This window comes from Micromonospora sp. NPDC050276 (assembly GCF_044459545.1).
Lineage (GTDB): Bacteria > Actinomycetota > Actinomycetes > Mycobacteriales > Micromonosporaceae > Micromonospora.
This window is the reverse complement of sequence record NZ_JBITJA010000015.1, coordinates 94,247-119,767: the sequence shown is the minus strand read 5'-3', so window position 1 is coordinate 119,767 and position 25,521 is coordinate 94,247. Positions and strand designations below refer to the sequence as shown.

Below are 25,521 nucleotides of genomic sequence, written 5' to 3'. Positions count from 1 at the left end.
GGCACGCGTCCGCCCGGCAGCCGGGCGACCGGCGTAACCGGGTCCGACCTGCCACGACGGCACCCGGCCCGGAGCCGGTGGGCCGGGATCGGATTGACCCGGGCGAGTCCGATTAGCCAGCCGACATGATCGCAGGTAGTGTCACCGTCCGTGAGCGCGGTGGTCCGGAACAACGTCAGGGTTCTCGGTCGGGCCACCGGTCCCGCCGTCGTCTTCGCCCACGGCTTCGGCTGTGACCAGCATATGTGGCGTCTCGTGACGCCTCGCTTCGTCGACGAGTACCGGGTGGTCTTGTTCGACCACGTCGGCTCGGGCGGTTCGGATCTGTCGACGTACCGGCCTCAGCGGTACGCCTCCCTCGATGGCTACGCCGAGGACGTGCTGGAGATCCTCGCCGAACTGGACCTGCGGGACGTCGTCTTCGTTGGTCACTCCGTCAGCGCGATGATCGGTGTGCTCGCCGCGGCCACCGAACCGGACCGCTTCTCCCGGCTGGTGCTGGTCGGCCCCTCGCCCCGCTACCTCGACGACGAAGGCTACCGCGGCGGCTTCAGCCGGGCCGACATCGATGAGCTACTCGAGTCGCTGGACAGCAACTACCTCGGCTGGTCGGCCACCATGGCCCCGGTGATCATGGGTAATCCGGACCGGCCGGAGCTCGGCATTGAGCTGATGAACAGCTTCTGCCGCACCGACCCGGCGATCGCCCGGCAGTTCGCCCGGGTGACGTTCCTCTCCGACAACCGCGCCGACCTGCCGAAGGTCACCGTGCCGAGCCTGGTCCTGCAGTGCACCGACGACGTCATTGCCCCGCAAGAGGTTGGCGACTACGTGCACCGCAACCTCTCCGACAGTTCCCTGGTGGTGTTGCAGGCGACCGGTCACTGCCCGAACCTGAGCGCCCCGGAGGAGACCGCAGATGCGATCCTCGCCTTCTTACGGAACGATTGAGCGTGGCCGACCCACTCCAACCGGCCGACCCCTTCGTCCCACTGCTCGAGGAGAGTGCGGAGGACCTCTACGAGGGTGCTCCCTGCGGGTACCTCTCGGTGCTGCCGGACGGCACCGTCGCCCGGGTCAACCAGACCTTTCTTGACTGGACCGGCTACCGGCGGACAGACGTGCTGGGGCATCGTGTACAGAGCTTCTACACCATCGGCAGCCGAATCTTCCACGAGACCCACCTGGGACCGCTGCTGCACATGCAGAGTGAGGTACGGGGTATCGCCATCGAGTTCCGCCGGGCCGACGGCACCCGGTTGGACACCCTGGTGAACGTGGTGTTGCGGCGGCACCCAAACACCGGCTCGACGGCGCTGCGGATGACCGTCTTCGACGCCACCGACCGGCGCTCCTACGAGCGGGAGCTGCTCAACGAGCGCCGACGGGCGGAGCGCAACGCGGCCCACATCCGAGTGCTCCAGGAGATGGAGGCACGCTGCGCCTCGATCGACCGGGCTGAGGACATCGTCGCTCCGATCGTCGCCGCTGGGACGGAGGCGTTCGACGCGACCGAGACCGTGGTGTGGCTGCTGCACCCCCAGGAGTCCGTGCTCACCGTCGCCGGTCCGAACGCGCCGGCCACCGCGCCGGTCAGCCTCGACGATTCCGGGCCCGAGGCGCATGCCGTCCGCCTTGCCGACGTGGTCGTCCCCGAGTCGCCCGGTCCCGACGCACGCGCGGTGACGCCGCTGGTCGCCGACGAGCGGGTGCTCGGCGTAGTGTCGTTCGGCTTCCCCGCCGGCCGGCGGGTCGCCGCCGACGAGGTGCAGCTGATGCGGACCATCGGCCGGCAGGCCGGGCAGGCTCTGGAGCGGGTCCGGCTGCACGAGGAGACCGCGCGGCGGGCCTGGCAGTCCGCCTACCTGGCCCGGCTCAGCCGCGCCCTGGACGAGGCCGTGGGCTCGGCCGACCGAGCCCGCCGGCTGGTCGCCCTGCTGGTTCCCGAACTTGGCGAGTACGCGCAGGTGAGCCTGGTCGAGGGGGAACAGGCCGAAGGTACGAGTAGCTCGGTGCGGTCGCCGACGGGCGGCGCCGGACCCGCCGACGGCGTGATCGCCGCCGGTTCCGGCGGGCCCTGGCCGATCAGCGCGCAGGTACGGGCGGCGGTCCGATCGGGCGGCGTCGCGCCGGTACCCCTGGCGGGGCCGGACGGGCGGCGTGGTTTGGCGCTCCCGCTGCGCGCCCGCAACGCGATGATCGGCATGTTGCTGCTGGCCGGCGAGCCGGCCGCGTCGTCCGATCGGTTCGAGCCGGACTTCCTGCTCGACCTGGCCGACCGGGTCGGGCTGGCACTGGACAACGCCCGCCTCGCCGAGCAGGACCGCGAGGTCGCCCGTATCCTCCAGCGCAGCCTCCTGATCAGCGAACGGCCGACCGACTCCCGCTTCCAGGTGGCCACCGTCTACCGGCCAGCGGTGGAAACGCTGGAGGTCGGCGGCGACTGGTACGACACGTTCACCACCTCGACCGGCAGCGTCGGTGTGGTCGTCGGTGACGTGGTGGGGCGCGGGATCCGCGCGGCCAGCGCGATGGGGCAGCTGCGCAGCGCCGTGCGGGCGGTGGCCATGACGCAGTGCAGCCCGGCCACCGTGTTGCGACACATGGACGACTTCGTGACCACCCTGGAGGCCGGGCAGATGACAACGCTGGCCTACGCCGAGCTCGCGCTCGACACCGGCGTGCTGCGGTACGCCTGCGCCGGCCATCCGCCGCCGCTCCTGCTTCCGCCGGACACCGCCCCGCGGTACCTGTGGGAGGGGCGATCCGGACCGCTCGGCACGCACACCGCCAGCCGGTCCCGGCGAGAGGCGCAACTCACCGTGCCCCGGGGCTCGCGACTGTTGCTCTACACCGACGGCCTGGTGGAACGGCGCGGCGAGCGCATCGACCAGGGGCTGGGTCGGCTCGCCGAGGCACTGGACGCCCGCCGGACCGCTCCGCTCGGCGCGCTGGTCCAGCAGCTCAGTGACGCGATGCTCGACGGCGAGGGCGGCCACGACGACACGTGCCTGCTCGCGCTCGCCTTCGAGGCCGCTCCGCGGTTCCACGCCGATGTGCCGGCCGAGATGACCCGGCTCAGCCCGCTGCGAACGCGACTGCACGAGTGGCTCGCCGGCTGCGGGGTTCCCGAGCCGGAGCAGTACGGCATCGTGCTGGCCTGCTCCGAGGCGGCGGCCAACGCAATCGAGCACGGCTACCAGAGCGACCCGTCGGGTGTGGTGAGCGTGACCGCGACGATCGACGGCGACATCCTCGACCTGCGGATCTCCGACAGCGGCCGGTGGCTGGCCCCACAGGCCAGCGCCGACCGGGGGCGCGGGATGGCGCTGATGGGGCGGCTGATGGACGACCTGGTCGTCCATCGGGGCGAGGGCACGAGCGTGTTGATGCGACGGCAGTTCAGAGGGACGACGAGGTGACCGCAGAGGACCGGACGACCATCCGGAGCGAACAGGGCTGCGAGGTGGTGCGGCTGCACGGGGAAATAGACCACGGCAACGCCGAACTGGTGGAACGGGACGTGCTCGCGGCGACGCGGGCGGCCGCCGGAGTGGTGATCGACCTGAGCGGGGTGACCTTTCTCGACAGCGCGGGACTCCGCTGCCTGGACCACTTGGTGACCGCTTTCCGCAATCGGCAGGCGCCGGTGGTGGTGGTTGCCCCGGACCAGGGCGTGGTTCGGTTCACGCTCGACCTGATCGGTTTCCTGCCCGGCCTGCTCACCTCGTCCGTCGATGACGCGCTCGCGGAACTCACCGCCTGAGCAGAGCCGCAGGGGCCTGGTGCGATCGGAACGGGTCACCATCTCACCGCTGCTGGCGCTCTGCGACGTTCTCGACTGCCAGCTCGCCATGAGCTGACGACGGTGGCGGCGGCGCTGAAAGGTCCTCAACCACGTGGCGGCCAAAACCGCCGCCGCGTACAGCCCCACCGGACACCCGGGACCTACAGCAGATTCGTGATCACCCAGTTGGGCGGCCCGCCGTTCTGGGTCATGCCTTCCGGTGTGAAACCGGCCGTCTGGTCTCCGGTGGTCTCGGTGATGACCTGCCGCACCGTCGCACCGGCGCCAACGCACGCCATGGATCAGGAAGAGCCTGTGGTAAGCCCGAACCCTTCGGCCACGAGGGCAAAGGAGCGTAGGCGGTCCGCAGTGTCGTAGATCATGGAGGTAAGCATCAGTTCGTCGGCGTGGGTTCGCTGCTGCAGCTCTGTCAGACCTCTGCGCACCGTGTCGGGCGCGCCGTGGATGACGTTGCCCAGCCAACTTTCGACGAACTCCTTCTCATCGGGCGTGTAGGCGCGATTGATCGCTTCGTCCGGGGTGGGAAGGGCGACCTGCTTTCCCTGCCGCGCAAGCATCATCATCAGCGCACCCGGCCGAGCCAGGCGTTCGGCTTCGGGTCCGGTCGGGGCGCAGGCGACGTTCACGGACACCATCACGTGTGGTGTGGCCAGGGCAGCGGAGGGGCGGAACGCTCTCCGGTATTCATCGATGGCGTGCATGGATTGCATGGGATTGATGTGGAAGGCAGCCGCGAACGGCAGGCCGAGGCGTGCGGCCACCTCTGCACCCGTGGTTCCCGAGCCAAGTGTCCAGACGGGAAGGCTGGGCGCTGCTGGCACCACGTGCACGTTATCGCGCCGGTAGGAGTGGTTCTCCGGAAAGTCGTTGCGGAGGAAGCCGAGCAGCTCCTCAACCTGCGGCTGGAAATCGCTCCCACCCGAGCCCTCGCCGTTGCGGCGCAGCGCCTGCATGACTGACGGCAAACCGCCGGGGCTTCGGCCGACGCCCAGGTCGATGCGGCCGGGGTGCAAGGCGTTGAGGACGCCGAACTGCTCGGCCACGATCAGTGGTGCGTGGTTAGTGAGCATGACTCCTCCCGATCCGAGCCGGATGGAGCGGGTCGCGGCACCAAGGTGGGCGAGCAGGACGGCAGGGGCCGGGCTGCTTGAGGCGGGGAAGCTGTGGTGTTCGGCGACCCAGAAGCGTCGGTAGCCCCACCGCTCAGCGGCCTGCGCCAGGTTCGTGGTCTGCTGGAGCGCATCGGCCGGCTGGCTCCCATCGCCCCTGATGACCAGATCGAGAATCGACAAAGGCACCGGACTCGTCCCGCGCCGATCGTTCGGGGCCGCGCCTGTCGACAGCTCGGTGTCACGTCCATGCTCCATTGCCACTCCTGATCTCACACTGAAACGGACCCTTGGGTCTGCTTTCCGGGTGCCAGCGTACCGGACCCAAGGATCCGCTTAGCGCCGGGCGCTCGCCGCGTCCGGCTCCACCGAAGACCAGCCCGAGGCCCCACTGCCAACGGAAGGCGTCGGATATCCTCACGCCGCAAGGCAGTGCGATGCTGGAGGCCCGACGTCCACCACCCCGTGTACGCCTGGCGGAGACCTGGATCACGCGAGTCGGCGATAGCCGCTGCGGTGGTAGACGAGGGGTTCGCGTGCACCCGCCTGAAGGGCAAGCACCGCGCCGACGGCAATGCTGTGGTCACCCCCGTCGTACTCGTTGATCAGCTTGCAGGTAATCCAGGCGCAGGCGTCAACCAGAAGCAGTACTCCGTGGTCGTCTAATGACCACTCACCGGCGGCGAACTTGTCACCCCCGGAGCGAGCGAAGGCGTCGCTCACCCCCCGCTGGTCCTCAGCAAGGACGTTGACGCCGAATGTGCCCACCTGGCGGATCTTCGGCCAGCTGCGTGAGGTTCGGGCCACCGCCACGGAGATCAGGGGAGGGTCCAGGGAGAGCGACACGAATGACTGGCAGGTCAGTCCGACCGGCCCGTCGGGACCTACGGCCGTGATGACGACAACACCGGAGGCGAAGCGTCCGAGAACGTCGCGCGCCTGGTCGTACGACCGACCGCCGGAAGGTGAGGAACTATTCATGGCTCCGCTAAAGGTCATTAGCCACCGCAAGGCGCGGCGGCGTTCAGTGCCGCGGCAGCGGTCGGGCTGGGAAGGGTCAGCGTCGGGGGCCGTTACGAGCGTGCGCGTATATCTCCGCCCTGGCCCGCGAGAAGCCCGGCCTGCCGGACCTGGGGGTACACATGGTGACAACCATATCCGAACCCTTGAGTCCGCTTACCGCCACCAGCAGCGTGGCGAGCCGCGCGCAGAACGCCTTCGCGGCCCTGCGGCACACCCGCACACATGCCGGGAACGCAAACCCTGCATGTCAGGGGGCCGCACTCCAACCGGCACAATGGGAGGGTGGAAGTCGACGATAGCGCTCCGCCCACGCCCAAGGCGTTCGTAGCCCGCTTGCGGGCAGACGCGCGCCTCAACGACGAGCGAGTCTTCGCAGCCGCGCTGGAGATCTTCGAAGAGTTCGGCTTGCAGGGCACCGTTCCGCAGGTCGCCGAGCGCGCCAATGTCGGCAAGGCCACCGTCTACCGAAACTACCTCACCAAGGAGCACCTGGTAGAGGCTGTGGTGCGCCACCGCTCGGCCGAGTTGGAGCAGAAGACTGCGCAGGCGGTGAAGGAAGCCAGCCCGGACCGCGCGTTCGCGGCTTTTGTCCTGTCGCTCTTCGACCACCTGGCCCACGACCGTCTCCTGGCGGAGTCACTCGCAGCACGCCCCGCAGGCAGCCTCTTCGACCGGGTCGCTGCTCTCATGGAGGCGGCCAAGACCACCGGCGCCGTCCGAGCCGACGCGACCCCGCTCGACCTGCGCGTCATTCTCTGCGGCATGGCCGTGCAACTGACCAGGATGACCGAGCGGAACCCCGCGCTGTGGCGGCGGTACGCGGAGATGACGCTGCAGGCGCTGGAGCCGCCGCCCTCGCCGCCTGACCTGCCGTAATTCCTCCACGGCAGCCCGCACTCTCGCCGCCGAAGGTGGCCTGCGCCCCTTCGGTGAGGAAGGCCACGCCACGAGGGTGGCGAGGAGCAGAACGTCAGGTCCGGCGGGACGTAGAAGGGCACAAGGAGACTGCTGTCGGCTGGATCGGGGGCGGTCAAGGCCCGCGGTCACTTCCCCAGCGAGCAGGCCGCGTTGAAGTGTCTATACCTGGTGACCCGCTCCCTGGACCCCACCGGAGCAGGCAGAACCCGATGGACGATGCGCTGGAAACCCGCGTTGAACGCCTTCGCCATCACCTTCAGCGACCGCTTCCCAGCCGCTGAAACCTACTAACCAAGATCGCCGGAAACACCGTTAGCGAGACAGCCCCTGGCGCGGAAGATGTCCACCCCGACGGAGTTCGATGTGATGAGTCGTTCCTGCGTGCTCGCACACCGCCTCGGCCACGCGGCCTCGCATTCGTGCCGCGGGCACCTTGCGCCTACCCGACGGCTTCACCGGTTAACACCAGTTCTCGTGCCGGCCTCGCGGCACCAGGCGCCCGCAGCGCCTGATCTGTCGCTCACCCTCGCCTTCCGGTCGCCGCACGTGACCGGGCCACGGCGTGGGATCCGTCTCATCTCCCGCCACGCACCGGTGAGGGTGCGTCGCCGAACCGCGTACTCTGAGCCGCGCTCCCGCATGGGCGGCGGCGAAGGTCGGTGGGCATGAGTGAGCGGGACGCACTGCACGGTCTGCTGCGGCAGTCGCACCACGCCCGTCCCGAGGACCTGCCGGGGATGGCGCGGCAGGCCGCTGAGCAGCTCGGCGCCGACGACATGATCCTCTACCTGGTCGACCACGAGCAGCGTCAGCTCCATCCCCTGCCCGGTCCGGACGCAGCGCGCCGGGAACCGCTGAGCATCGAGGGAACCCTGGCCGGCCGGGCGTTCAGCATGCTGCGCCCCGTCGGCGGGCCCACGGACGACGGTGCGCGGCTGTGGCTGCCGCTGCTCAACGGTCTGGAGCGGATGGGCGTCGCAGAGGTGGTCGCCGCCGCTGCCGTGCCCGACTCCGCAGTGGCCGCGTTCGAGGCGGTCGCCTCGCTGCTCGCCGAGCTGCTGGTCACGCGGTCGCACTACAGCGACACGGTCGAGCGGGTCCGCCGCCGGGCACCGATGCGCCTCGCCGCCGAGATGCTGCGGGCCCAGCTTCCCCCGCTCACCTTCGCCACCGGCAACATGATCATCAGTGGGATCCTGGAGCCCTGCTACGACGTGGGTGGCGACGCCTTCGACTACGCGGTGAACGGCGACACCGCCCACCTCGCTCTGTTCGACGCTGTCGGGCACGGCTCCGGGGGCGGGATGCGCGCGGTGATGCTCGCCGGCCTGGCGCTGGCCGCGTACCGCAACGCCCGCCGGGGCGGGCTCGACCTGGTCGAGACGTACCACCACATCGACACCGCGGTGCGTGACCACGACCGGCGCGGGCTGATCACCGGGGTACTGGCCGAACTCGACCAGCGCACCGGCCGGCTGCGGGTCATCTCCGCCGGTCACCCGGGCGGGCTGGTGATCCGGCGAGGGAAGGTCGCCACCGTCCTGCCCACTCCCACCGCCCTGCCGGTCACCCTGGGCGACCGGTGCCCTCCGGTCGTGGTCGAGGAGGCCCTCGAACCGGGCGACGATGTGCTCTTCTACACCGACGGCATCGTCGAGGCCCGGTCGGCAGACGGGAACCGGTTCGGCACCGAGCGGCTGGTCGACTTCACCGTGCGGGCGCTGGCCGATGGGCTTCCGCTGCCGGAGACCGCCCGACGGCTGGTTCACGCGATCCTCGCCCATCAGGACGACCGGCTCCAGGACGACGCGACCGTACTCATGGTTCGCTTCCTCGCGGCGAGGACAGGCCGGCCCTGACCACCGGGCGGCGCCACCGTCGCCGGCTGCCGGCCTCGACCTTAGATCGCGGCAGGTGGTGGTTCGGCCACCCGGCCGAGCAGCTGCATGATGCCGGTCATGTCGAGGACCCGGCGGACCTGCCCGGTGGCGTTGACCACGCTGAGGTCCACTCCCCGGCCGGCCGCGTGATGGTGCGCGCCGACGAGGGTGCTGAGCACGGTGGAGTCGATGAAGGTCAACCCCGCCAGGTTCACCTCCACCGTCGCAGCCTGGGCGATCGTCTCGAGCAGTAGGTCGTCGAGCAGGTCGGCGCCCGACATGTCGATCTCACCGGACAGCGCCAGGACGCTACGAGCGACACCGACGTCGACACGCCAGTGCCAGGTCTGCTCCGGAGCCACCGTCATACTCCCTCGTTCGCGGTCCGTCGGAGAGACAGCCGCGCTGTCACCGAGGCGGTCGTTCCCTGCCCAGAGTTGTCGATCATCAGTCCTCCGGTGAGCTGCTGCGCCAGCCACAGCCCCCGGTGGCCGACCTCCCCCGGCGACGGCAGGGCGACGGCGGTCTCGCCCAATCCGGGCCCATCGTCGCTGACCTGGCAGGTCAGCAGGTCGCGGTGCCGCCACAGCCGCAGCTCGCCGCTGCCCCCGCCATGGCGCACCACGTTGGTGACCAACTCGTGCACCGCCAGCACGAAGTCCTCCAGGCCGTCGCCCACCAGACCTGCCGCACGGGCTGCCGCGGTGACCTCGTGACGCAGCGCCGTCACCCGCACAGCGGTGATCTCTTCCGACACCAACGCCACTCCGCCGGCCCCAGGAGCGGTTCCCCACCCGGCGTCCGCGTCGTCCGTTCCGCCGCTGCCCATGCCCGGACGTTACACGCCGCCGACGACCTGGCCCGAGAGCGGTCGGCCCGTCCTGGCGCCGCGGCCCGCGCTACCGCTTGTCGTTCTGTCGGAGGGCTTCCTCGAGTTGGTCTTCGAGGATGATGATCCGGCAGGCGGCCTCCAGGGCGGTGCCCTGGTCGACCATCTCGCGGGCCCGGGCTGCCAGGCGCAACTGGTAGCGGGAGTAGCGGCGGTGCCCACCGCTGGAGCGGTGCGGGTTGATCAGTTTCGCCTCGTCCAGGCGACGCAGGAAGTCCTGCGTGGTGCCGAGCATCTCCGCGGCCTGGCCGATGGTGTAGGCCGGGTAGTTCTCATCGCCGAACATGTCATCGGGGTTCTGCCCCATGTCACCTCCACGTCGAGGGCCCCGGCGCTGACGCGCCGGGGCCCAGGGTTACGGGTCAGAACACCATCTGCCGACAGGAACGTCGGCTTGTCGTATCCGCACCAGCCGAGAATGACGGCTTCAGGCGCGAGGATCGCGTATGCGTGACCGGAGACCACCTCTCGTTCGATGGAAACTGCGGTGTCCGCCGAGCCTGGAATGACGGCTGCCGGCGGGCGATCCAACGGTGTACGGCCCTCCCTTTCCTCTGCCACTTCTCCTCTTGCCGACGTGCGGTCCGCCGGCGCCGGAGCCCACGCGACTTCCTGCCCCTGCGCCTACGGCGAACATCAGGTGGAACCCCGAAAGAGCATTGGCCCCACCTGCTCCCCGGCACGTATCACACCGGGCTTGACGTGCTCGTACTACATCTTGAGAGGAACGGGGACACCGCTCCTCTCGCCAGCCGCCCGTCGTGACCTCACGACCGGACAGCCCGTCTGCGTCCTGACGGGATCTTCGCTCTCAACTCAAGGAACAGTATTGCACGTTGCCAAAGATGTCTAGCGAATTCAGCCCAGATTTTCTGGTCTGTCGCGGTCAGGATCAGCGGACTGGCAGGCAAGTACCGCCGACGACCCCACAGAGCGCCGACCGGGATTGGCGGCGGCGGACGACGGGTAGCAGTGGGACATCGAGAGACGTAGTAGGCCGACCGACGGGCCGCGCTGGCCGGTCGCCTGCCCCCCGCAGACAGCCGGGACGGTTGACCAGCAGCAGGATGAGCGGTGGGAAACGGCGAGAACACGCACGGCCGTCGCGGGATGGAGCGGTACCGGCTCACCGGCGACGAGGCGCTCGCCCTACTGGTGCGGGTGAGCCAGAACGCGAACGTCAAGCTGGTCGAGGTGGCCCGCGACCTGACCTGGAGCACCGGTGGCTGCGGTCTCGGTGCTCTTCCTGATCAGCGAAGGGCTCGAGCGAGCTGGTGGGCCGGAATAGGCAGCCTCACCGTCGCAGTGACGGCCGTGGTCGTTTCCGTTGTTCGTTGGCGAATGAACCGGTCGGCTCCTGCCCCGATAACCAGCAGATCATCCAGCCTGGCCCGATGCGGCATGACGAGATACGGCCAGCGATACAGCAGGAGAATTCCGCCGGGCGACACCCTCTGGAGCAGCAGGCTGACTGGCTGCAGCGGACTCAGGACGGCTCGACTCCGCTGGAAGTGATGGACTCGTTCGCGAAGCTGTTGAGCATCGCCAACGAAAATAATGTCTCCTTCAAGGAGCTCTGCACCTACGCCATGGGCATGGCCCTCGCCGACGCTGACGGCAATCCGGTTCCACCCGCCCGGGTGGACGGAGCAGCGGATACTGCCACCACCGATACCTAGGCGAGGCACGTCCGCCGGATCTCGGGGCACGTTCCGCTCAGCGCGGCCGTGCAGACTGGAGGCGTGCCGTATCACCGGTACGGCTGCAGACGTGGTAGCTCCGCCCAGGGCTAAAGGGGATCGTCGGTCAGTTCAGCACCGGCGGACGAGGTCACCGTGGGGTGATTAGTGTTGCGTAGTCGGCGCGGGTGAGCGGTTGTTCCGAGAGCGAGCCGTCCGCGCGAGGCACTCTGAGAGGCCGGCCATCACGGGAAAACGTTACCGTGGTGACGTCGTCGCGGCTGGTGAGGGTGCAAACGATTTGCCCGAAGGCGAGGACCTCGTCGCTGCGGCCGGCGTCGTCGCCGGGTTTGTCGACCACGATGCGGGCCTGGGCGCCGGTCACGGTGACACCGGCGGCGTTGACCGCTCCTGGCAGCGCGCTGGTCAAGTCGGTGTAGCGTTCGGCCGCGGTGGGTCCGGCCAGCAGATGCCGCAGTTGGTCCTCGATCGTTGGTGGCCGGTCGACGCGCCGGATGAAAGAGATGATGCGGTTGTCGCGGACAAAGCAGAGCGTTTCGGCGGCAGGGCCGACTGGTGGACTGGTGTCGGCGGGCGCGGAGCTCTGGAAAGGTCCTTGCGGTGCCTGCACTACCCGGGGGGCATCATCGGTGGGGATGCTGCAGCTGGTCAGCAGCGCGGCAAGCGCCAGCACCACGAGATGACGGCGGTTCATGGCAGGCTCTCCGGCAGAGCGACACGGAAGCAGGCGCCTCCGCCGGGCCGGTCACCGACGGTGACGTGTCCGGCGTGTGCGGTGGCGTGCTGTGCGACCAGCGCGAGTCCCAGCCCTGTCCCGTCGCCGGTGCCGCGGGTATGAGCTGCTCGCCCCCGAACGAAACGGTCGAAAATCGCCTCGCGGTCCTCGACGGGCACACCGGGTCCGTCGTCCTCGACTTCGATGATGCCGGCGCTACCGTCGCGGTCCAGACGGATGCCTGCAGGACCACCCCCGTAGGTCACCGCGTTGTCGAGCAGGTTCGCCAGGACCTGTGCGACACGGCGCCGCTCGACCAGCCACGTCGCCGGGACGTCGGGGGCAAGATGGACGAGCGCCGTGGGCAGGTCGAGGGTGCGGCAGGCATCGCGGGCCAGCGCCACGATGTCCACGGGGCCCCGGTGGGCGGGCTGGTCACTGCGGGCCAGGTCGATCAGGTCGTTGACGAGCCGCTGAAAACGGTCGATCTCGTCGGCGACGAGCCCGGCCGCGATGGCGGTTCGTTCGTCCTGGTGTTCCCGGCGGCGGGCCAGGACGCTGGCCGCCGCGGCGAGGGTCTGCAACGGTGAGCGCAGCTCGTGGCTGACATCGGCGGCGAAGCGGCGGTCCCGCTCGATGCGGTGCGCGAGCCGGTCGACCATCTGGTTGAACGAGGAGGACAGTCGGGTCAGGTCGGGGTCGGTGGCCGTGTCGAGGCGGGCGGTGAAGTCACCGGCGGCGATCTTCTCGGCGGCGTCGGTGACCGCCGTGAGCGGGCGTAACCCGTGCCGGGTGGCGTACCAGCCGAGCGCCGCACCGGACGCGGCGACCATGATCGCGACGGTAGTCAGCGCGAGCGCCAGAACCTGGGAAGTCTGTTCCAGCTCCCGGAGCGAGTTGACCTCGAAGTACGTCGCCGACGCGGAAAGGGGCACCCCGACGACCAGGACAGATTGGCCGTCGACGCGTACCCGCTGCACTGCGGGCTCGCCCGCCGCGACGACCTGACGCAGCTCGACGGGAATGGCAGCGGTGGTGGTGGGGTCGGCGGTACGGGCGTACCACTCGCCGTCCAGGTGCAGCACGGGCCGCCGACTCCCGCCCGTGTCCAGCGACCGAAGCACCTCCACCACATCGGGGGTGTCGGTGTCGAGCCCGGCACGAACGACGGTAGCGTCGAAGTAGGCCGCGCGCAGGGCGGTGCGTTCCCGCTCGTCGAGCAGGGACCGGCGGGTCAACTCGTAGGAGACCAGGGCCATCGACGCCGATAGCAGAAGCGCGCCGACGGCAAACACGGCAGTGACCCGGGTCCGCAGTCCGAGGCGTCTCATCGCTGCAGCTTGTAGCCCAGGCCCCGCAGGGTGACCAGGTGCCGGGGGGTCGCCGGATCCGGCTCGATCTTCTGCCGCAGCCGGCCCACATGCACGTCGACCAGCCGTTCGTCGCCGCTGTCGTACCCCCAGACCCGTTCGAGCAGTTGCTGACGAGACAGCACCCGGCCGGCGTGTTCGGCCAGCTCGCACAGCAGCCGGAACTCGGTACGGGTGACCGGTACGGGTTTGCCGCCTCGGCGCACCTCTCCCCCGTCGGGGCTGATCTCCAGCTCGCCGACCATGAGCACCGGCACGGGCTCCGGCGCGTGCCCGGTGACGCCGGTACGGGCGCGGCGACGCAGGGCGCGCAGCCGCGCGGTCAATTCCTTGATCGCCACCGGCTTGACGACATAATCGTCGGCGCCGGCCTCAAGGGCGGCGACGACGTCGTGCGTGTCGTCGCGGGCGCTGACCACCACGATCGGCACGTCGTCGTCACGGCGCAACTGCCGGATGCACTCGAAACCGTCGAGGCCGGGCAGCATCAAGTCGACCAGCACGTAGTCGGCCGGGTCCCGGCGCTGCACGCGCAGGCCCTCCTCGGCCGTGGCCGCGCCGAGAGCGTCGTAGCCTTCCTCCTCGAGTGCGAGCAACAACGCCAAACGGATGCGGTCGTCGTCCTCGATCACCAGTACGGCCGTCATACCGGGCATCATCCCCACACGACCCGCTGGCTGCCAACCGTGGCGGCCGGCTGGCTGATTTGTCACGGAACTGTCACAGATCCGCGTGGTGACCGCCAAGCCGGCACGGCAGGGTCCTAGACGACCGCGTCCGCGAAGGAGAGGGGTGTGCCCGTGACAGGACCGCTGGCAACTACGCCGTGCACGCTGGCGCTGGTCGAGGTGTGCATCACCGAGTTCGACCTGGCCTGCCTGCCGGCGACCGGAGCAGTGTTCGACCAACTGTTGGCCTTACACCCCGCACAGGTCGTGGTCGACCTGTCTGGCTGCCGGCACATCGACGCCGCCGCCATCGGCCTCCTACTCGATGTGCACCGGCGGCTGGCCCGTGCCGACGGGATCCTCACCGTCCGCAACCCGAACCCGCGCATCCGACGCATCCTGCATACCGCCCGTCTGGACCAGATCCTGCCGGTCGTCGACGCTGCCCCCTCATCGCCGCCCTGCACCCCGACGACGGGACAGGAACCCACCTCCACACAGCCGGTGCTGGTCGCTCATGGCCGCGCCCCGGTAAGAGCCACGCACTGACGAACGCCAGCGGTCTCACTTTTCCCACCATCGGGCTGGACCGCCACTCGGCACGGAAACACCAGGCTCGGAAGCCAAACCGCTTCGGCACTGCACGAATGCCGTGTCCCACCGCACGGAAAGACACGGACCCAGGAAGGACCAGAAGAATGACCGTTGTCCCGGACGACCACCTCATGACCCTGATCTGCGACACCTGCGGCGACACCGTCAAGGCCACCGCGTGCGTGCTCCCCGACGCGGAGGTCGTCTGGACCCTGGTGTCCGAACAGGGCTGGAGCGGCTCCCCGTTCGCCACCGGCCCCCACCGTTGCCCGCACTGCAGCCTGCTGCCGCTCCCTGGCGGCGGCCACGCGTCGTGCGGCGGACACGGTCCTGGTGGAATCCTCGGCATCGACCACCTCGACGACGTAACCGTCGTCGCCGCCACCGGTGACGTCGATCTCGACACCGGGGACACCCTGCGCACCGCCCTGCGGCACGCGGCCGACATGGGCGGACACGTCGTGGTCGACCTGAGCCGAGTACACCTCATCGACTCCACCGGCCTCGGTCACCTCGTCCGTGCCCACCGCGACGCCCGAGACCGTGGGGCCAGGCTCTGCCTGGCCGCGCCGTCGCGGTTCATCCGTACCGTCCTGCACACCATGCGCCTGGACGGGGCCTTCCCCATCTTCGACAGCCGCGAAGACGCCCTCGCCCAACTGTCCAAGGGGTCGGTATCGAAGCGGCCAACCGCCGCCCCGGCCACGCGCTCCTGATCGAACTGGGTCCCGGACCGAGAGCAGCCTCGCCACCGGGGACAACCGGCACCCTGGGACCGGATCGCAAGGAGCCGAGGCCATTCGGATGGCCGCTCGTGCGGGGCGAATCTTCAGAACCGATCCCCCACCTGCCGTAGCACTCGTACTCGAAGGAGATCCGAGGGAGCCCCCATGAGCATCGCTGGTCTCGTCACCGCGCTCCTCGTCGGCGTCGCTATCGGCCTGCTCGGCAGGCTCGTCGTCCCGGGACGCCAGGAGGCCCCGATCTGGCTGACCGTGTCAGTCGGGGTGGTCGCCGCGCTGGCCGGCAGCATCGTCGCCCGTCTCGCGGGTATCGAAACCGGCACCCCCAACCTCCTGAGCCTGGTCATCCAGGTCGGTCTCGCCGGCATCGGCGTCGTGCTCGTCGTGGCCACCGCCGGGACGACCCATCCGACTTCCCTGAACTGGAGACGACGCAGTGCCAGCGCCAGAAGGCCAGCCACACCCACGGTTAGGCCGCTTTCGTTCAAGGTGGACGAGGAGCAAGGGTGAAGCCCTATGAGTCCCACCCGATCGCGTTCCTGACCGGCGTGAGGACGTCACCAGCTCACCGTCCGCTATCCCGCCCGGCCTCGTCGCAATCAAGGAGCTGACCGTGTACATACCATGGCCGTTACCGGATGAGAACTGGTTCGCCGACGCCTCGCACCAGCCCGAGCCGGACCACGAGGACCTAAGACTTGAGGCGCTGGTAGCGCAGCGGTTGAGCATCGACTGGACCACGCGGCGCCAGCAGATCACCGTCTCCGTGCAGAACCGGGTCGTCATCCTCGCCGGCGTAGTGAGCGACGCGAACGTGCGGCAGGTCGCGGCGGACCTCACCTACGACGTGCCGGGCGTCTTCGACATCTGCAACACACTGCGACTCGCCGGTCCGCGGCGTAGGCACTGCTGACCGACGATCACCGGTGACTCCGGCTCAGGGCCACATCGAAGGCGCGAATGACCTCTCAGGCTGCACGCTGCCTAGTCGTGGATGACACGCTTTCGTTCTCAGGGGCGGTGACAGGCTGATGGTCGTCGTTTGGCTAACGTAGTAGCCGGTGTGCCGAGAAGACTGGTCGGCGATTTCGTCACCGACCCCACCGGAGGACCACGATGACCCGCCCACCGGCGAACCGCACGCCACTCCTGCTCAGCCGCAGGAGCTGGCCTGAGGTACGCCGGATCGGGGACATCCTCCGGACCGAAACGGTCGGTGGGGTGCTGCTGCTGACCGCCGCCGTGCTTGCCCTCGCCTGGGCGAACTCGCCCTGGTCCGACGCGTACCGCTCGCTCGCCGACGTCACCGTAGGCCCCGAGGCGCTGCATCTGGACCTCTCATTGGGGCAGTGGGCCGCCGACGGTCTGCTAGCGATCTTCTTCTTCGTCGCCGGTCTGGAGCTCAAGCGCGAGTTCGTCGCTGGTGACCTGCGCGAGCCCCGCCGGGCGATGCTGCCCGTCGCCGCTGCGCTCGGCGGCATGACGCTGCCGGCGCTGATCTACGTGGCGTTCAACCTCGGGGCCGGCGACGGGGCGTTGACCGGGTGGGCGATCCCGACCGCCACGGACATCGCGTTCGCCCTAGCCGTCCTCGGGGTGATCAACACCAGTCTGCCGTCGGCGATGCGCACCTTTCTGCTCACCCTCGCGGTGGTCGACGACCTGCTGGCCATCGTGATCATCGCGGTCTTCTACACCAGTACCCTGCACTTCGGGCTGCTGCTGCTCGCGCTGGCCCCGATGGCGCTGTTCGGTCTGCTGGTGCGGCGCCGGGTGCGGTCCTGGTGGCTGCTACTGCCGCTGGCGGTCACGACGTGGGCGCTGGTGCACGCCTCGGGGGTGCACGCCACCGTCGCCGGGGTCGCGCTGGCCTTCACCGTGCCGGTGCTACGCCGCAAGCCGGGACCTGGCCCTGGCTTGGCGGAGCACTTCGAACACCGAATCCGGCCCCTCTCCGCCGGGGTCGCGGTGCCGGTGTTCGCGTTCTTCGCCGCTGGCGTCTCGCTCGCCGGGGCGAACGGCCTCGGCGCAACCCTGACCGACTCCGTAGCCCTGGGCGTGATGGTGGGGTTGGTGGTGGGTAAGGCGGCTGGCGTTCTCGGTGCCACCTGGCTCGTGCAGCGGTTCACCCGGGCCCGGCTCGCGGAAGGGCTCGCCTGGTGGGACATGGTGGGGTTGGCGCTGCTGGCCGGGGTCGGTTTCACCGTGTCACTGCTGATCGGTGAATTGGCGTTCGGCGCCGGCACCGAACGCGACGACCACTCCAAGATCGGCGTCCTACTCGGGTCGCTGCTGTCGGCGGTGCTGGCCACCGTCGTCCTACGCGCTCGTAATCGGCATTACCAGAGGGTCTGCGCCCTGGAGGAGCGCGACAGCGACGCCGACGGGGTGCCCGACGTCTACGAGGAGCAGCCGCCCACGACAAGGCCGTCCTGAGCTCGGCTATCGTGGCCAGCCGAGCAGCCGAGCGCCGAGTACGGCTGTTTGCAGCGTGAAGCGTTGGGTCGGAGGTGTAGATGGCGGTGAAAGCGGCGACGCCGCCCGCCCACCCGATCAACGCCAGGCGGTCGTCACGCCAGGTCTTACGCACCAGCGCGGGAAGCATCGCCGGCCCCTTCCCCGTGGTAGTAGAACGACAGGAACGTCTCTTCGAGATCGGGCTCGGCCGACAACATGTCCACCACCTCATGCCGAGCCGCTGCCTTGATCAGCGGGTCTATGCGGCCGTCGATCGTGCATTTGAGCACCGGTCCGGACACCACCACGTCGCTCACTCCTGGCAGGCCGCTGAACTCCGTCGGGTCCACGGGGTCATCGAAGTGGATCTCTACGGCGCGGACTGCTCGCTTCCCCAGTGACTCGACTCTCTCGACCGCCGCCAGCTGGCCGTCGCGAACGATGGCGACCCGGTCGGCGGCCTGCTGCACCTCTGCGAGGACATGAGAGGACATGAAGACGGTCTGCCCGGCGGCGCTGGCGTCGCGCACCATGGCCAGGAATTCTTGCTGCATGAGCGGATCCAGCCCACTGGTCGGCTCATCCAGGACCAGCATCGCCGGTTGGTGCATGAACGCCTGCACCAGGCCGACCTTCTGCTTGTTGCCCTTACTCATCGCCCGTACCGAGCGCGAAAGGTCCAGGTCGAGCCGCTCGGCCAATCCGGTCACCTGCGACCAGGCCACGCCGCCGCGCGCCGCAGCGAAGAAGCGCAGCAGGTCTTCTGCCTTGTCTCGTCCGGGAAACACGAGCTCACCGGGCAGATAGCCGACCTGATGGTGCAGTGCGGCCTTGTCCCTGCGCGGGTCGAGCCCGAGCACGGTTGCGCGTCCACGAGTGGGACGTAGGAAGTCCAACAGCAGCCGGATCGTGGTGGTCTTCCCGGCGCCGTTCGGTCCCAGGAATCCCACCACCTCCCCGGCACGAACCTCCAGGCTGAGCCCCTCGACACCGCGGCGCTGGCCATAGAACTTGGTCAGGTCCTCGGTGAGTAGGGCGATGTCGCTTGTCATGCCCACATCGTCGCCGGCCACCGGCCCCGCATCCAGGTCAGCATCCGGCCGACAAACCGCTGACGCCGTTGCCGGACCTCGGAAACCAACAGTCCCGGCATTCCGGCCGATCATCGGCGGCACCCCGGCGCTTATCGGCAAGGGCTCGACGATCAGTGTGCGGTTGAAGTTGACCTTGCCCTGCGCCCCGGGTCGAGACGGCTTGGGCGGTCGGCGAGCGGCGTTTGACCGCTGTCGACGGTGTCGGGGACGGGATTCCTCCGCGGCGAACACGGGAGTACGGTGAGTTCTGGTGTGCCGGGAAGTCTGGTCGGCGGTCATATTCGCGTCGGCCGCTAAGGACTTCCACGATGAGCGATGTTGCGCTACGCGCCGTCAGCCTGACCAAGCGCTACGGCCGGGTCCTGGCGCTGGACGACCTGTCCCTTGAGGTGCGCGCCGGTGAGGTGTTCGGGTTCCTCGGGCCCAATGGTGCCGGCAAGTCCACCACGATCCGGATGGTGCTGGGCCAGGTGCGCCCGACGACGGGCCGTGCCTGGGTGTTCGACACCGACACTGGGGACGTCTCCCGCGCGCACCGACTGCTGGCGTACGTACCCGCTGACGTGGCGTTGTGGCCGCAGCTGACCGGCGCGGAGATTCTGCATCTGCATGCCTCCACCGGCCCGGGCACCGACCTGGCCTACCGCGACGAACTGGTCGAGCGGTTCGCGCTCGACACGACCAAGCCGGCGCGTACGTACTCGTCGGGGAACCGGCAGAAGGTCGCGCTCGTCGCGGCGTTCTCGACCCGGGCGCCGTTGCTGGTGCTGGACGAGCCGACCAGCGGCCTCGACCCCCTGATGGAGCGCGAGTTCCGCGCCGCCGTCATCCAGGCACGCGAGCGGGGGCAGACGGTGTTCCTCAGCTCCCATCAGCTGGCCGAGGTCGAGGCGGTGTGCGATCGCGTCGGCATCCTGCGGGCGGGCCGGCTCGTCGAGATCGCTTCCATTGAGCAGCTGCGCGGTCTGCATCGTGCCGAGGTGACCGTGTCATACACCGGAAGACCGCCGGACCTCGACGCGCTCTCCGGTGTCGAGGCTGTCGAGCAGATTGAGATAGGGCGGGTGCGGTTCTCGCTCATCGGGTCGCCCACTCCGGCGCTGCGGGCGCTGGCCGCCGCTGAGGTGACCGCTCTGGCGGTTCGAGAGCCCAACCTTGAGGAGATCTTCCTCGACTACTACGGCAAGAGGGCCAACGGATGAGCATGTCGACGATGGCGCCCGCCACTGGAATCACCACGCAGGCCGTTCCGGGGAGGTCGATCAGCGGGCTGGCAACACGCCAGTTACGCCGAAGCGGGCTGATCGTGCTGGCCGTGACCGCCGTCATGCCGGCGCTGGTCGCTGGCACCTACTCCAGTGTCATGGCGGATCCCGCCGCTGCGGGCAGCATCGCCGAGCTTGCCGCGAACCCCGCCATCCGGACCCTGTTCGGGGAGCCGGTTGCGCTCGACCAGGCGGGCGGGTTCACGGTGTGGCGGGTCGGTACCTTCGTCGCCGTCCTGCTCGCCGCATGGTCGATTCTGGCGACCACCCGAGTCACCCGCGGGGAGGAGGACGCCGGCCGGTGGGACGTGCTGCTGGCCGGGCGGGTGCCGCTGCGCGCGGTGGTGGCCCGCCACCTCGCAGCCCTCATGATCGTGCCGGTTGTCGCCGGTGGCGTTGTCGCCACGGTGTTGCTGCTGGCCGGCACCGAGCCGGCCGGAGCCGTAGTGCACGGAGCCGGCGTGGGCGTCCTCGGGTTGTTCTTCGTCGCCCTTGCTGGGCTGACGGCGCAGGTGTTCCCGGCGCGGGCGACCGCGACCGGAGTCGCCGTGGCGGTCCTCGGCACGGGCCTGCTCGCGCGGATGGTCGGTGACGGCCTCACCGAGTTGGGGTGGTTGCGGTGGCTGTCACCGTTCGGGTTGCTCGCCCTGAGCGAGCCGTACGCGCAGAACCGAATCCTGCCGCTTGCCCTCCTCCTATCCGCGGCTGTGGTGCTGGTCGGCACCGCGCTCGGCGCCGCCGGGCACCGCGATGTCCGCGGCGGTCTGGTCGCCCCCGCCGCCGGCCGTCAGCCGCAGTTGATATTGCTGAGCAGCGTGGAGGGGTTCGCGGTGCGGCGGGTCCTGCGGCCGCTGACCGGGTGGGCCCTCGGCGTCGGCGCCTACTACCTGCTCATCGGCTGTACCGCGATGTCGGTCACCGGCTTCCTGGCCGATAATCCGGCGCTCGCCGCCGAAGCAGCACGAGCCGGCTTCGCCGCGCTCGGTGCGGTCGACGGGTTCGCCGCGACCCTGTTCGCGCTGCTCGCCCTGCCTGTCGGCGGTTTCTGCGCGGTTCGGATGTCCGCCTTCATCGCCGCCGAGACCAACCGTCACCTGACTTTGTTGACCGGTCAGCCGGTCAGCCGGTTGCGACTGGTCGCCGCGGAGCTCGCCGCCACCCTCGGCGGCGCAGTCGTTCTGCTCGTCGTCGCCGGTACCGCCGTGTGGGCGGGCGTCGCCACGACCGACGGTGATCTGAGCCTGCTCGCGGCCCTCGGCGGGGCCGGCAACGCGCTGCCTGTTGTGCTACTCAGCCTCGGCGCGGCCACCCTCGCCGCCGGCTGGGCACCCCGGGTGGCCGCGATCGCCGGTTCACTGCCCGCGACCGGCGGTTTCCTTCTGCTGGTGATCGCCGACAGCATCGGCGCACCCGGGTGGGTCCGCGAGGTGTCCCCGTTCGCCCATCTGGCACCCGTCCCCCTCACCGGTGTCGACTGGGCCGCCACCCTGGCCATGACCGGCGTGGCCGCGGTCGCGACGGTGGCCGGAGCCCTGGGCTATCGGCGGCGGGATCTGCGCGGGTGAGCGTGCTGAACGGTTAGGCGGTGCCGGTACGGCTCGCGGCGGGCTGCTGGTAGACGTCGGGGATGGCGTCGCGGTCGGCGTCGACGGCCTCTTCGTCGTGGATGCGCCGGTAGGCGCGGTTGCGCAGGCGAAGGATGATCGTGGCCAGCAGCGCGGCGGCCAGGGAGCCGGTCAGCACGGCGACCTTGACGTGGTCGTCGCGGTCGCTGCCGAGACCGAAGGCCAGCTCCCCGATCAACAACGAGACCGTGAACCCGATCCCGGCGAGCACGGCCAGGCCGAGCACGTCGATCCAGGCGAAGCCGGTGTCCATCTTCGCCCGGGTGAATCGGGTGACCAGCCAGGTCGCGGCGGTGATGCCGATCGGTTTGCCCAGCACCAGGCCGACGATGATGCCGATCGCGACCGGGTCGGTGAACGCGGAGCCGAGCCCGCTGAGCCCGCCAACCGCGACGCCGGCGGACATGAACGCGAAGACCGGCACGGCAACGCCGGCGGAGATCGGCCGGAAACGGTGCTCGAAGTGTTCGGCCAGCCCGGGACCGGCGTCCGGGCCGCCCGCCTTGCGGCTGCGCAGCACCGGGACCGCGAAGCCCAGCAGGACGCCGGCGACGGTGGCGTGAACGCCGGAGGCGTGCATCAACGTCCAGGTGGCGAACGCCAGCGGCAGCAGCAGCCACCACGACCGGACCCGGCGCTGCACCAGGACGGTGAACACCGCCAGCGGGACCAGCGCGGCGAGCAGCGGCAGAATCGACAGGTTCGCGGTGTAGAAGACGGCGATGATGACGATCGCGAGCAGGTCGTCGACCACGGCGAGGGTGAGCAGGAACGTGCGCATGGCGTGCGGCAGGAAGCGGCCGATGACCGCGAGCACCGCCAGGGCGAAGGCGATGTCCGTGGCGGTCGGGATCGCCCAGCCCTTGGCCTGCCCATCGGCCGAACTGGCGTTGATGACCAAATACAGCACGGCGGGGATCAGCACGCCGCCGACCGCCGCGGCGATCGGCACCGCGGCACGCCGCGGATCGCGCAGGTCCCCGGCCACGAACTCGCGTTTCAGCTCGAGACCAGCGACGAAGAAGAAGATCGCCAGCAGGCCGTCGGCTGCCCACGTCGCGGCCGACAGGTCGAGGTGCAGCGAATGCGGGCCGAACGTGAACCCGCGCAGCGTCTCGTACCCGTCCCGCCAGGGAGAGTTCGCCCAGATTAGGGCGAGGACCGCGCCGGTGAGCAGCAGAATGCCACCGATGGTTTCTTTCCGCAGGATGTCACCGATCCGGCGGGCCTCCAGCCACGACCCTCGGTCGAACAGGCGAGGGCTCGGCGGGGGTGTTGCCGTCATGAGTGCTCCACTTTCGGGGTCGGGTCGGACGTTGCCGACCAGACTTCCCGGCGCACCGGCTACAACCCTACCGGCATCGGCTGTGTGCACTGTGCGGACGTAGCTGCGGCGGACGTCACCGCGTGATCATCGACACGTGGGCCCTCAACGAACCCTCCCCTTACCGAAGGGTAGGGTTCGGTGCGTTGCTGGGACGTGCCGCCATTGCGCCCCCGGCAGCGACAACGCTTCGTGAGCGACGCCGCTCACCGCCGCGTCGACGGCCACGTCCGCGACCCGGCAACTCCTAGATCAAGCAGCGCACCCGTAGCCGGACGCGCCGGTGTACGCCCACGCGCGTGCACGTCGAGTGGAAATGAGAGCCATGTCCTCGCAGTTGTCCGCAGTACGCCCGCCCCGATGGTCACGCCCCGAGTGGCTGGCCTCCCCGCGGGTGCTGCGCACCGAGGTCCTCGCCGGCCTGGTCGTCGCGCTGGCGCTGATCCCGGAGGCGATCTCGTTCTCCATCCTGGCCGGCGTCGACCCGAAGATCGGCCTGTTCGCCTCCTTCACGATGGCCGTAACCATCGCCTTCACCGGCGGTCGACCCGCCATGATCTCCGCCGCGACCGGCGCTATCGCTCTCGTCGTGGCCCCCCTGGTCCGGGACCACGGGCTGGGCTACCTGATCACCGCTGTCATCCTCGGCGGATTCTTACAGGTGGTCCTGGCGCTGCTCGGGGTGGCGAAGCTGATGCGCTTCATCCCGCGCAGCGTCATGGTGGGCTTCGTCAACGCCCTGGCGATCCTCATCTTCACCGCCCAACTGCCCCACCTGCTCGGCGTGCCCTGGCTGGTGTACCCGCTCGTAGCGGTCGCGTTGGCTGTCATGGTGTTCCTGCCCAAGTTCACCACCGTGGTCCCGGCGCCGCTGATCGCCATCATCCTGCTCACCGCGTTCGCCGTCATCACGCACATGAACGTGCCGACCGTCGGCGACGAAGGCACCCTGCCCCACAGCCTGCCCGTACCCGGCCTGCCCGACGTGCCGCTCACCCTCGACACGCTCACGACCGTCGCCCCCTACGCCCTGGCCATTGCCCTGGTGGGGCTGATGGAGTCGCTGATGACCGCCAAGTTGGTCGACGACATCACCGACACCCCGTCGAACAAGACCCGCGAGTCCTGGGGCCAGGGCGTGGCGAACATCGTCACCGGCCTCTTCGGCGGCATGGGCGGCTGCGCCATGATCGGCCAAACCATGATCAACGTAAAGGCATCCGGTGCCCGCACCCGCCTGTCCACGTTCCTGGCCGGGGTGTTCCTGCTCATCCTGGTTGTTGCTCTCGGCGACGTGGTCGCGCTGATCCCGATGGCCGCCCTGGTCGCCGTGATGATCATTGTGTCGGTCGGGACGTTCGACTGGCACAGCATCGCCCCCGCCACCCTCAAGCGCATGCCAGCCGGCGAGATCATCGTCATGCTCGTCACTGTCGCCGCGACCCTCGCCACCCACAACCTGGCCATCGGCGTCGTGCTCGGCGTACTCGCCGCCATGGTGATCTTCGCCCGCCGGGTGGCCCACTTCGCCGATGTCACCAGCGTCCTGGACCCGGACGGCACGACGCGGATTTACCACGTGCACGGCGAGTTGTTCTTCGCCTCCAGCAACGACCTGGTCTACCGATTCGACTACGCGACTGACCCCGAGCACGTGGTCATCGACATGAGCGCCGCACACATCTGGGACGCCTCCTCGGTGGCCGCGTTGGACGCCATCACCACCAAGTACGAGTCCCGTGGCAAGCGCGTGGACATCGTCGGGCTCAACACCGCCAGCGCCCAGTTCCACGAGAACCTCGCCGGCAATCTCAAGGTTGGCCACTGATGACGGACAGGCACACTGACGCGATGACGCCAGGGCGCATGCAGATCGGCGAAGCCGCCGAACGGGTCGGGCTGAGCATCCGCACCATCCGGCACTACGAGGACGCCGGCCTGGTCGTGCCGTCGGCGCGCAGCGAAGGCGGGTTCCGCCTCTACACGGAACCCGACCTCGACCGCCTGCGCGTGGTCAAGCGCATGAAGCCGCTCGGATTCACCCTCGAGGAGATGCGCGACCTGCTGCAGATACTGGACGCTCTCCACGGCGCCGACGGCGACGAACGCGCCGCCCTGCAAGATCGGCTGGCTACGTTCCACACCGCCGCGCAGACCCGCGTCCAAGCCCTACGCGAGCAACTCGCCACCGCCGAAGGCTTCGCCCAGCAGATTCAGAGCCACATCGACCAGCACAACCGCTGACGCTGCCGGCTGCGCCTGCCTCCTCCCGGCCGGGGCAGGCAGGAAGGCGAAGGCATCCTTCTGCACCGGCTCGCGGCGTGGCAGGACCCGAACAG

Annotated in this window: 25 protein-coding genes and 2 pseudogenes; 17 read left to right on the top strand and 10 right to left on the bottom strand. The window is 69.4% G+C overall.

What is annotated here, in order from left to right; genetic code table 11:
* The first annotated feature begins 150 nt into the window (after positions 1-150).
* Genes ACIBF8_RS27010 through ACIBF8_RS27000 form a run of 3 tightly spaced genes read left to right on the top strand, consistent with a single transcriptional unit; the run spans position 151 to position 3,766 of the window.
* Positions 151-951: an alpha/beta fold hydrolase gene (locus ACIBF8_RS27010; protein ID WP_396786635.1), complete on the top strand. Its 801-nt coding sequence runs from the start codon at positions 151-153 to the stop codon at positions 949-951.
* 2 nt (positions 952-953) lie between these two features.
* Entirely contained in the window at positions 954-3,422 is a 2,469-nt protein-coding gene (locus ACIBF8_RS27005) for a SpoIIE family protein phosphatase (protein WP_396786633.1), read from the top strand.
* Positions 3,419-3,766 (top strand): STAS domain-containing protein, encoded by a 348-nt coding sequence (locus ACIBF8_RS27000; protein WP_396786631.1) that lies wholly within the window; start codon positions 3,419-3,421, stop codon positions 3,764-3,766. The genes ACIBF8_RS27005 and ACIBF8_RS27000 overlap by 4 nt, the downstream gene beginning before the upstream one ends.
* 323 nt (positions 3,767-4,089) lie before the next feature.
* Here ACIBF8_RS27000 and ACIBF8_RS26995 read toward each other — a convergent pair whose 3' ends face one another.
* Complete coding sequence (locus ACIBF8_RS26995; protein ID WP_396786629.1) at positions 4,090-5,175, bottom strand: LLM class flavin-dependent oxidoreductase; 1,086 nt, start codon at positions 5,173-5,175, stop codon at positions 4,090-4,092.
* A 231-nt stretch (positions 5,176-5,406) separates the two neighbouring features.
* Complete coding sequence (locus tag ACIBF8_RS26990; RefSeq protein WP_396786627.1) at positions 5,407-5,898, bottom strand: flavin reductase family protein; 492 nt, start codon at positions 5,896-5,898, stop codon at positions 5,407-5,409.
* A 324-nt stretch (positions 5,899-6,222) separates the two neighbouring features.
* Between ACIBF8_RS26990 and ACIBF8_RS26985 the strand changes: the two genes are divergently transcribed.
* The 3 genes and pseudogenes from ACIBF8_RS26985 (at position 6,223) to ACIBF8_RS26975 (ending at position 8,717) form a co-directional block, all read left to right on the top strand.
* The gene (locus ACIBF8_RS26985; RefSeq protein ID WP_396786625.1) at positions 6,223-6,816 is read left to right on the top strand and encodes a TetR/AcrR family transcriptional regulator; all 594 of its coding nucleotides are present in this window, start codon (positions 6,223-6,225) and stop codon (positions 6,814-6,816) included.
* A 150-nt stretch (positions 6,817-6,966) separates the two neighbouring features.
* Positions 6,967-7,149, top strand: a pseudogene (locus ACIBF8_RS26980) (IS256 family transposase); the annotation flags it as partial.
* A 374-nt stretch (positions 7,150-7,523) separates the two neighbouring features.
* Positions 7,524-8,717 carry a PP2C family protein-serine/threonine phosphatase gene (locus ACIBF8_RS26975; RefSeq protein WP_396786623.1) on the top strand — a complete coding sequence of 398 codons (1,194 nt, stop codon included), beginning with the start codon at positions 7,524-7,526 and terminating at the stop codon, positions 8,715-8,717.
* A 41-nt stretch (positions 8,718-8,758) separates the two neighbouring features.
* Here ACIBF8_RS26975 and ACIBF8_RS26970 read toward each other — a convergent pair whose 3' ends face one another.
* The 3 genes from ACIBF8_RS26970 to ACIBF8_RS26960 all read right to left on the bottom strand — a co-directional run bounded on the left by ACIBF8_RS26970 (position 8,759) and on the right by ACIBF8_RS26960 (position 9,934).
* Entirely contained in the window at positions 8,759-9,106 is a 348-nt protein-coding gene (locus tag ACIBF8_RS26970) for an STAS domain-containing protein (protein ID WP_396786621.1), read from the bottom strand.
* Positions 9,103-9,567 (bottom strand): ATP-binding protein, encoded by a 465-nt coding sequence (locus tag ACIBF8_RS26965; RefSeq protein ID WP_396786619.1) that lies wholly within the window; start codon positions 9,565-9,567, stop codon positions 9,103-9,105. Before ACIBF8_RS26965 ends, ACIBF8_RS26970 begins: the two co-directional genes overlap by 4 nt.
* A gap of 70 nt (positions 9,568-9,637) precedes the next feature.
* Positions 9,638-9,934: a helix-turn-helix domain-containing protein gene (locus ACIBF8_RS26960; protein ID WP_396786617.1), complete on the bottom strand. Its 297-nt coding sequence runs from the start codon at positions 9,932-9,934 to the stop codon at positions 9,638-9,640.
* An 803-nt stretch (positions 9,935-10,737) separates the two neighbouring features.
* Between ACIBF8_RS26960 and ACIBF8_RS26955 the strand changes: the two are divergent.
* Positions 10,738-10,824, top strand: a pseudogene (locus ACIBF8_RS26955) (ANTAR domain-containing protein); the annotation flags it as partial.
* Positions 10,825-11,021: 197 nt separating this feature from the next.
* Positions 11,022-11,306, top strand: coding sequence for a DUF2610 domain-containing protein (locus tag ACIBF8_RS26950; RefSeq protein WP_396786615.1), 285 nt, complete (start codon positions 11,022-11,024; stop codon positions 11,304-11,306).
* A 151-nt stretch (positions 11,307-11,457) separates the two neighbouring features.
* On the opposite strand, the gene ACIBF8_RS26945 is transcribed toward ACIBF8_RS26950, so the two are convergent.
* The 3 genes from ACIBF8_RS26945 to ACIBF8_RS26935 are packed head-to-tail and all read right to left on the bottom strand — an operon-like array spanning position 11,458 to position 14,059.
* Positions 11,458-12,021: a GerMN domain-containing protein gene (locus ACIBF8_RS26945; protein WP_396786614.1), complete on the bottom strand. Its 564-nt coding sequence runs from the start codon at positions 12,019-12,021 to the stop codon at positions 11,458-11,460.
* On the bottom strand, positions 12,018-13,373 hold the full coding sequence (locus ACIBF8_RS26940) for a sensor histidine kinase (RefSeq protein ID WP_396786613.1): 1,356 nt from the start codon (positions 13,371-13,373) through the stop codon (positions 12,018-12,020). Before ACIBF8_RS26940 ends, ACIBF8_RS26945 begins: the two co-directional genes overlap by 4 nt.
* A complete protein-coding gene (locus tag ACIBF8_RS26935; RefSeq protein WP_396786611.1) occupies positions 13,370-14,059 on the bottom strand; it encodes a response regulator transcription factor in 690 nt (229 codons plus the stop codon). The genes ACIBF8_RS26940 and ACIBF8_RS26935 overlap by 4 nt, the downstream gene beginning before the upstream one ends.
* A gap of 153 nt (positions 14,060-14,212) precedes the next feature.
* On the opposite strand from ACIBF8_RS26935, the gene ACIBF8_RS26930 reads away from it, so the two are divergent.
* The 5 genes from ACIBF8_RS26930 to nhaA (ACIBF8_RS26910) all read left to right on the top strand — a co-directional run bounded on the left by ACIBF8_RS26930 (position 14,213) and on the right by nhaA (ACIBF8_RS26910) (position 17,853).
* Entirely contained in the window at positions 14,213-14,629 is a 417-nt protein-coding gene (locus ACIBF8_RS26930) for an STAS domain-containing protein (RefSeq protein WP_396786610.1), read from the top strand.
* A gap of 149 nt (positions 14,630-14,778) precedes the next feature.
* A complete protein-coding gene (locus ACIBF8_RS26925; RefSeq protein ID WP_396786608.1) occupies positions 14,779-15,390 on the top strand; it encodes an STAS domain-containing protein in 612 nt (203 codons plus the stop codon).
* 174 nt (positions 15,391-15,564) lie between these two features.
* A complete protein-coding gene (locus tag ACIBF8_RS26920) occupies positions 15,565-15,927 on the top strand; it encodes a hypothetical protein (protein ID WP_396786607.1) in 363 nt (120 codons plus the stop codon).
* Between the two features lie 103 nt (positions 15,928-16,030).
* A complete protein-coding gene (locus tag ACIBF8_RS26915; protein WP_396786605.1) occupies positions 16,031-16,330 on the top strand; it encodes a BON domain-containing protein in 300 nt (99 codons plus the stop codon).
* A 203-nt stretch (positions 16,331-16,533) separates the two neighbouring features.
* Positions 16,534-17,853 carry a Na+/H+ antiporter NhaA gene (gene nhaA, locus ACIBF8_RS26910; RefSeq protein WP_396786603.1) on the top strand — a complete coding sequence of 440 codons (1,320 nt, stop codon included), beginning with the start codon at positions 16,534-16,536 and terminating at the stop codon, positions 17,851-17,853.
* Positions 17,854-17,999: 146 nt separating this feature from the next.
* Here the strand turns inward: nhaA (ACIBF8_RS26910) and ACIBF8_RS26905 are convergent, their stop codons facing one another.
* On the bottom strand, positions 18,000-19,199 hold the full coding sequence (locus tag ACIBF8_RS26905) for an ABC transporter ATP-binding protein (protein WP_396786602.1): 1,200 nt from the start codon (positions 19,197-19,199) through the stop codon (positions 18,000-18,002).
* Between the two features lie 77 nt (positions 19,200-19,276).
* On the opposite strand from ACIBF8_RS26905, the gene ACIBF8_RS26900 reads away from it, so the two are divergent.
* Positions 19,277-20,170, top strand: coding sequence for an ATP-binding cassette domain-containing protein (locus tag ACIBF8_RS26900; RefSeq protein ID WP_396786601.1), 894 nt, complete (start codon positions 19,277-19,279; stop codon positions 20,168-20,170).
* Positions 20,171-20,283: 113 nt separating this feature from the next.
* On the top strand, positions 20,284-21,798 hold the full coding sequence (locus tag ACIBF8_RS26895; RefSeq protein ID WP_396786600.1) for a hypothetical protein: 1,515 nt from the start codon (positions 20,284-20,286) through the stop codon (positions 21,796-21,798).
* Positions 21,799-21,811: 13 nt separating this feature from the next.
* On the opposite strand, the gene nhaA (ACIBF8_RS26890) is transcribed toward ACIBF8_RS26895, so the two are convergent.
* Positions 21,812-23,143 carry a Na+/H+ antiporter NhaA gene (gene nhaA, locus ACIBF8_RS26890; RefSeq protein WP_396786599.1) on the bottom strand — a complete coding sequence of 444 codons (1,332 nt, stop codon included), beginning with the start codon at positions 23,141-23,143 and terminating at the stop codon, positions 21,812-21,814.
* A gap of 364 nt (positions 23,144-23,507) precedes the next feature.
* Between nhaA (ACIBF8_RS26890) and ACIBF8_RS26885 the strand changes: the two genes are divergently transcribed.
* Both ACIBF8_RS26885 and ACIBF8_RS26880 read left to right on the top strand, forming a co-directional pair.
* A complete protein-coding gene (locus ACIBF8_RS26885) occupies positions 23,508-25,010 on the top strand; it encodes a SulP family inorganic anion transporter (protein ID WP_396786597.1) in 1,503 nt (500 codons plus the stop codon).
* Positions 25,010-25,426, top strand: a complete 417-nt coding sequence (locus ACIBF8_RS26880) for a MerR family transcriptional regulator (RefSeq protein ID WP_396786595.1) — start codon at positions 25,010-25,012, stop codon at positions 25,424-25,426. The genes ACIBF8_RS26885 and ACIBF8_RS26880 overlap by 1 nt, the downstream gene beginning before the upstream one ends.
* Positions 25,427-25,521 lie beyond the last annotated feature (95 nt).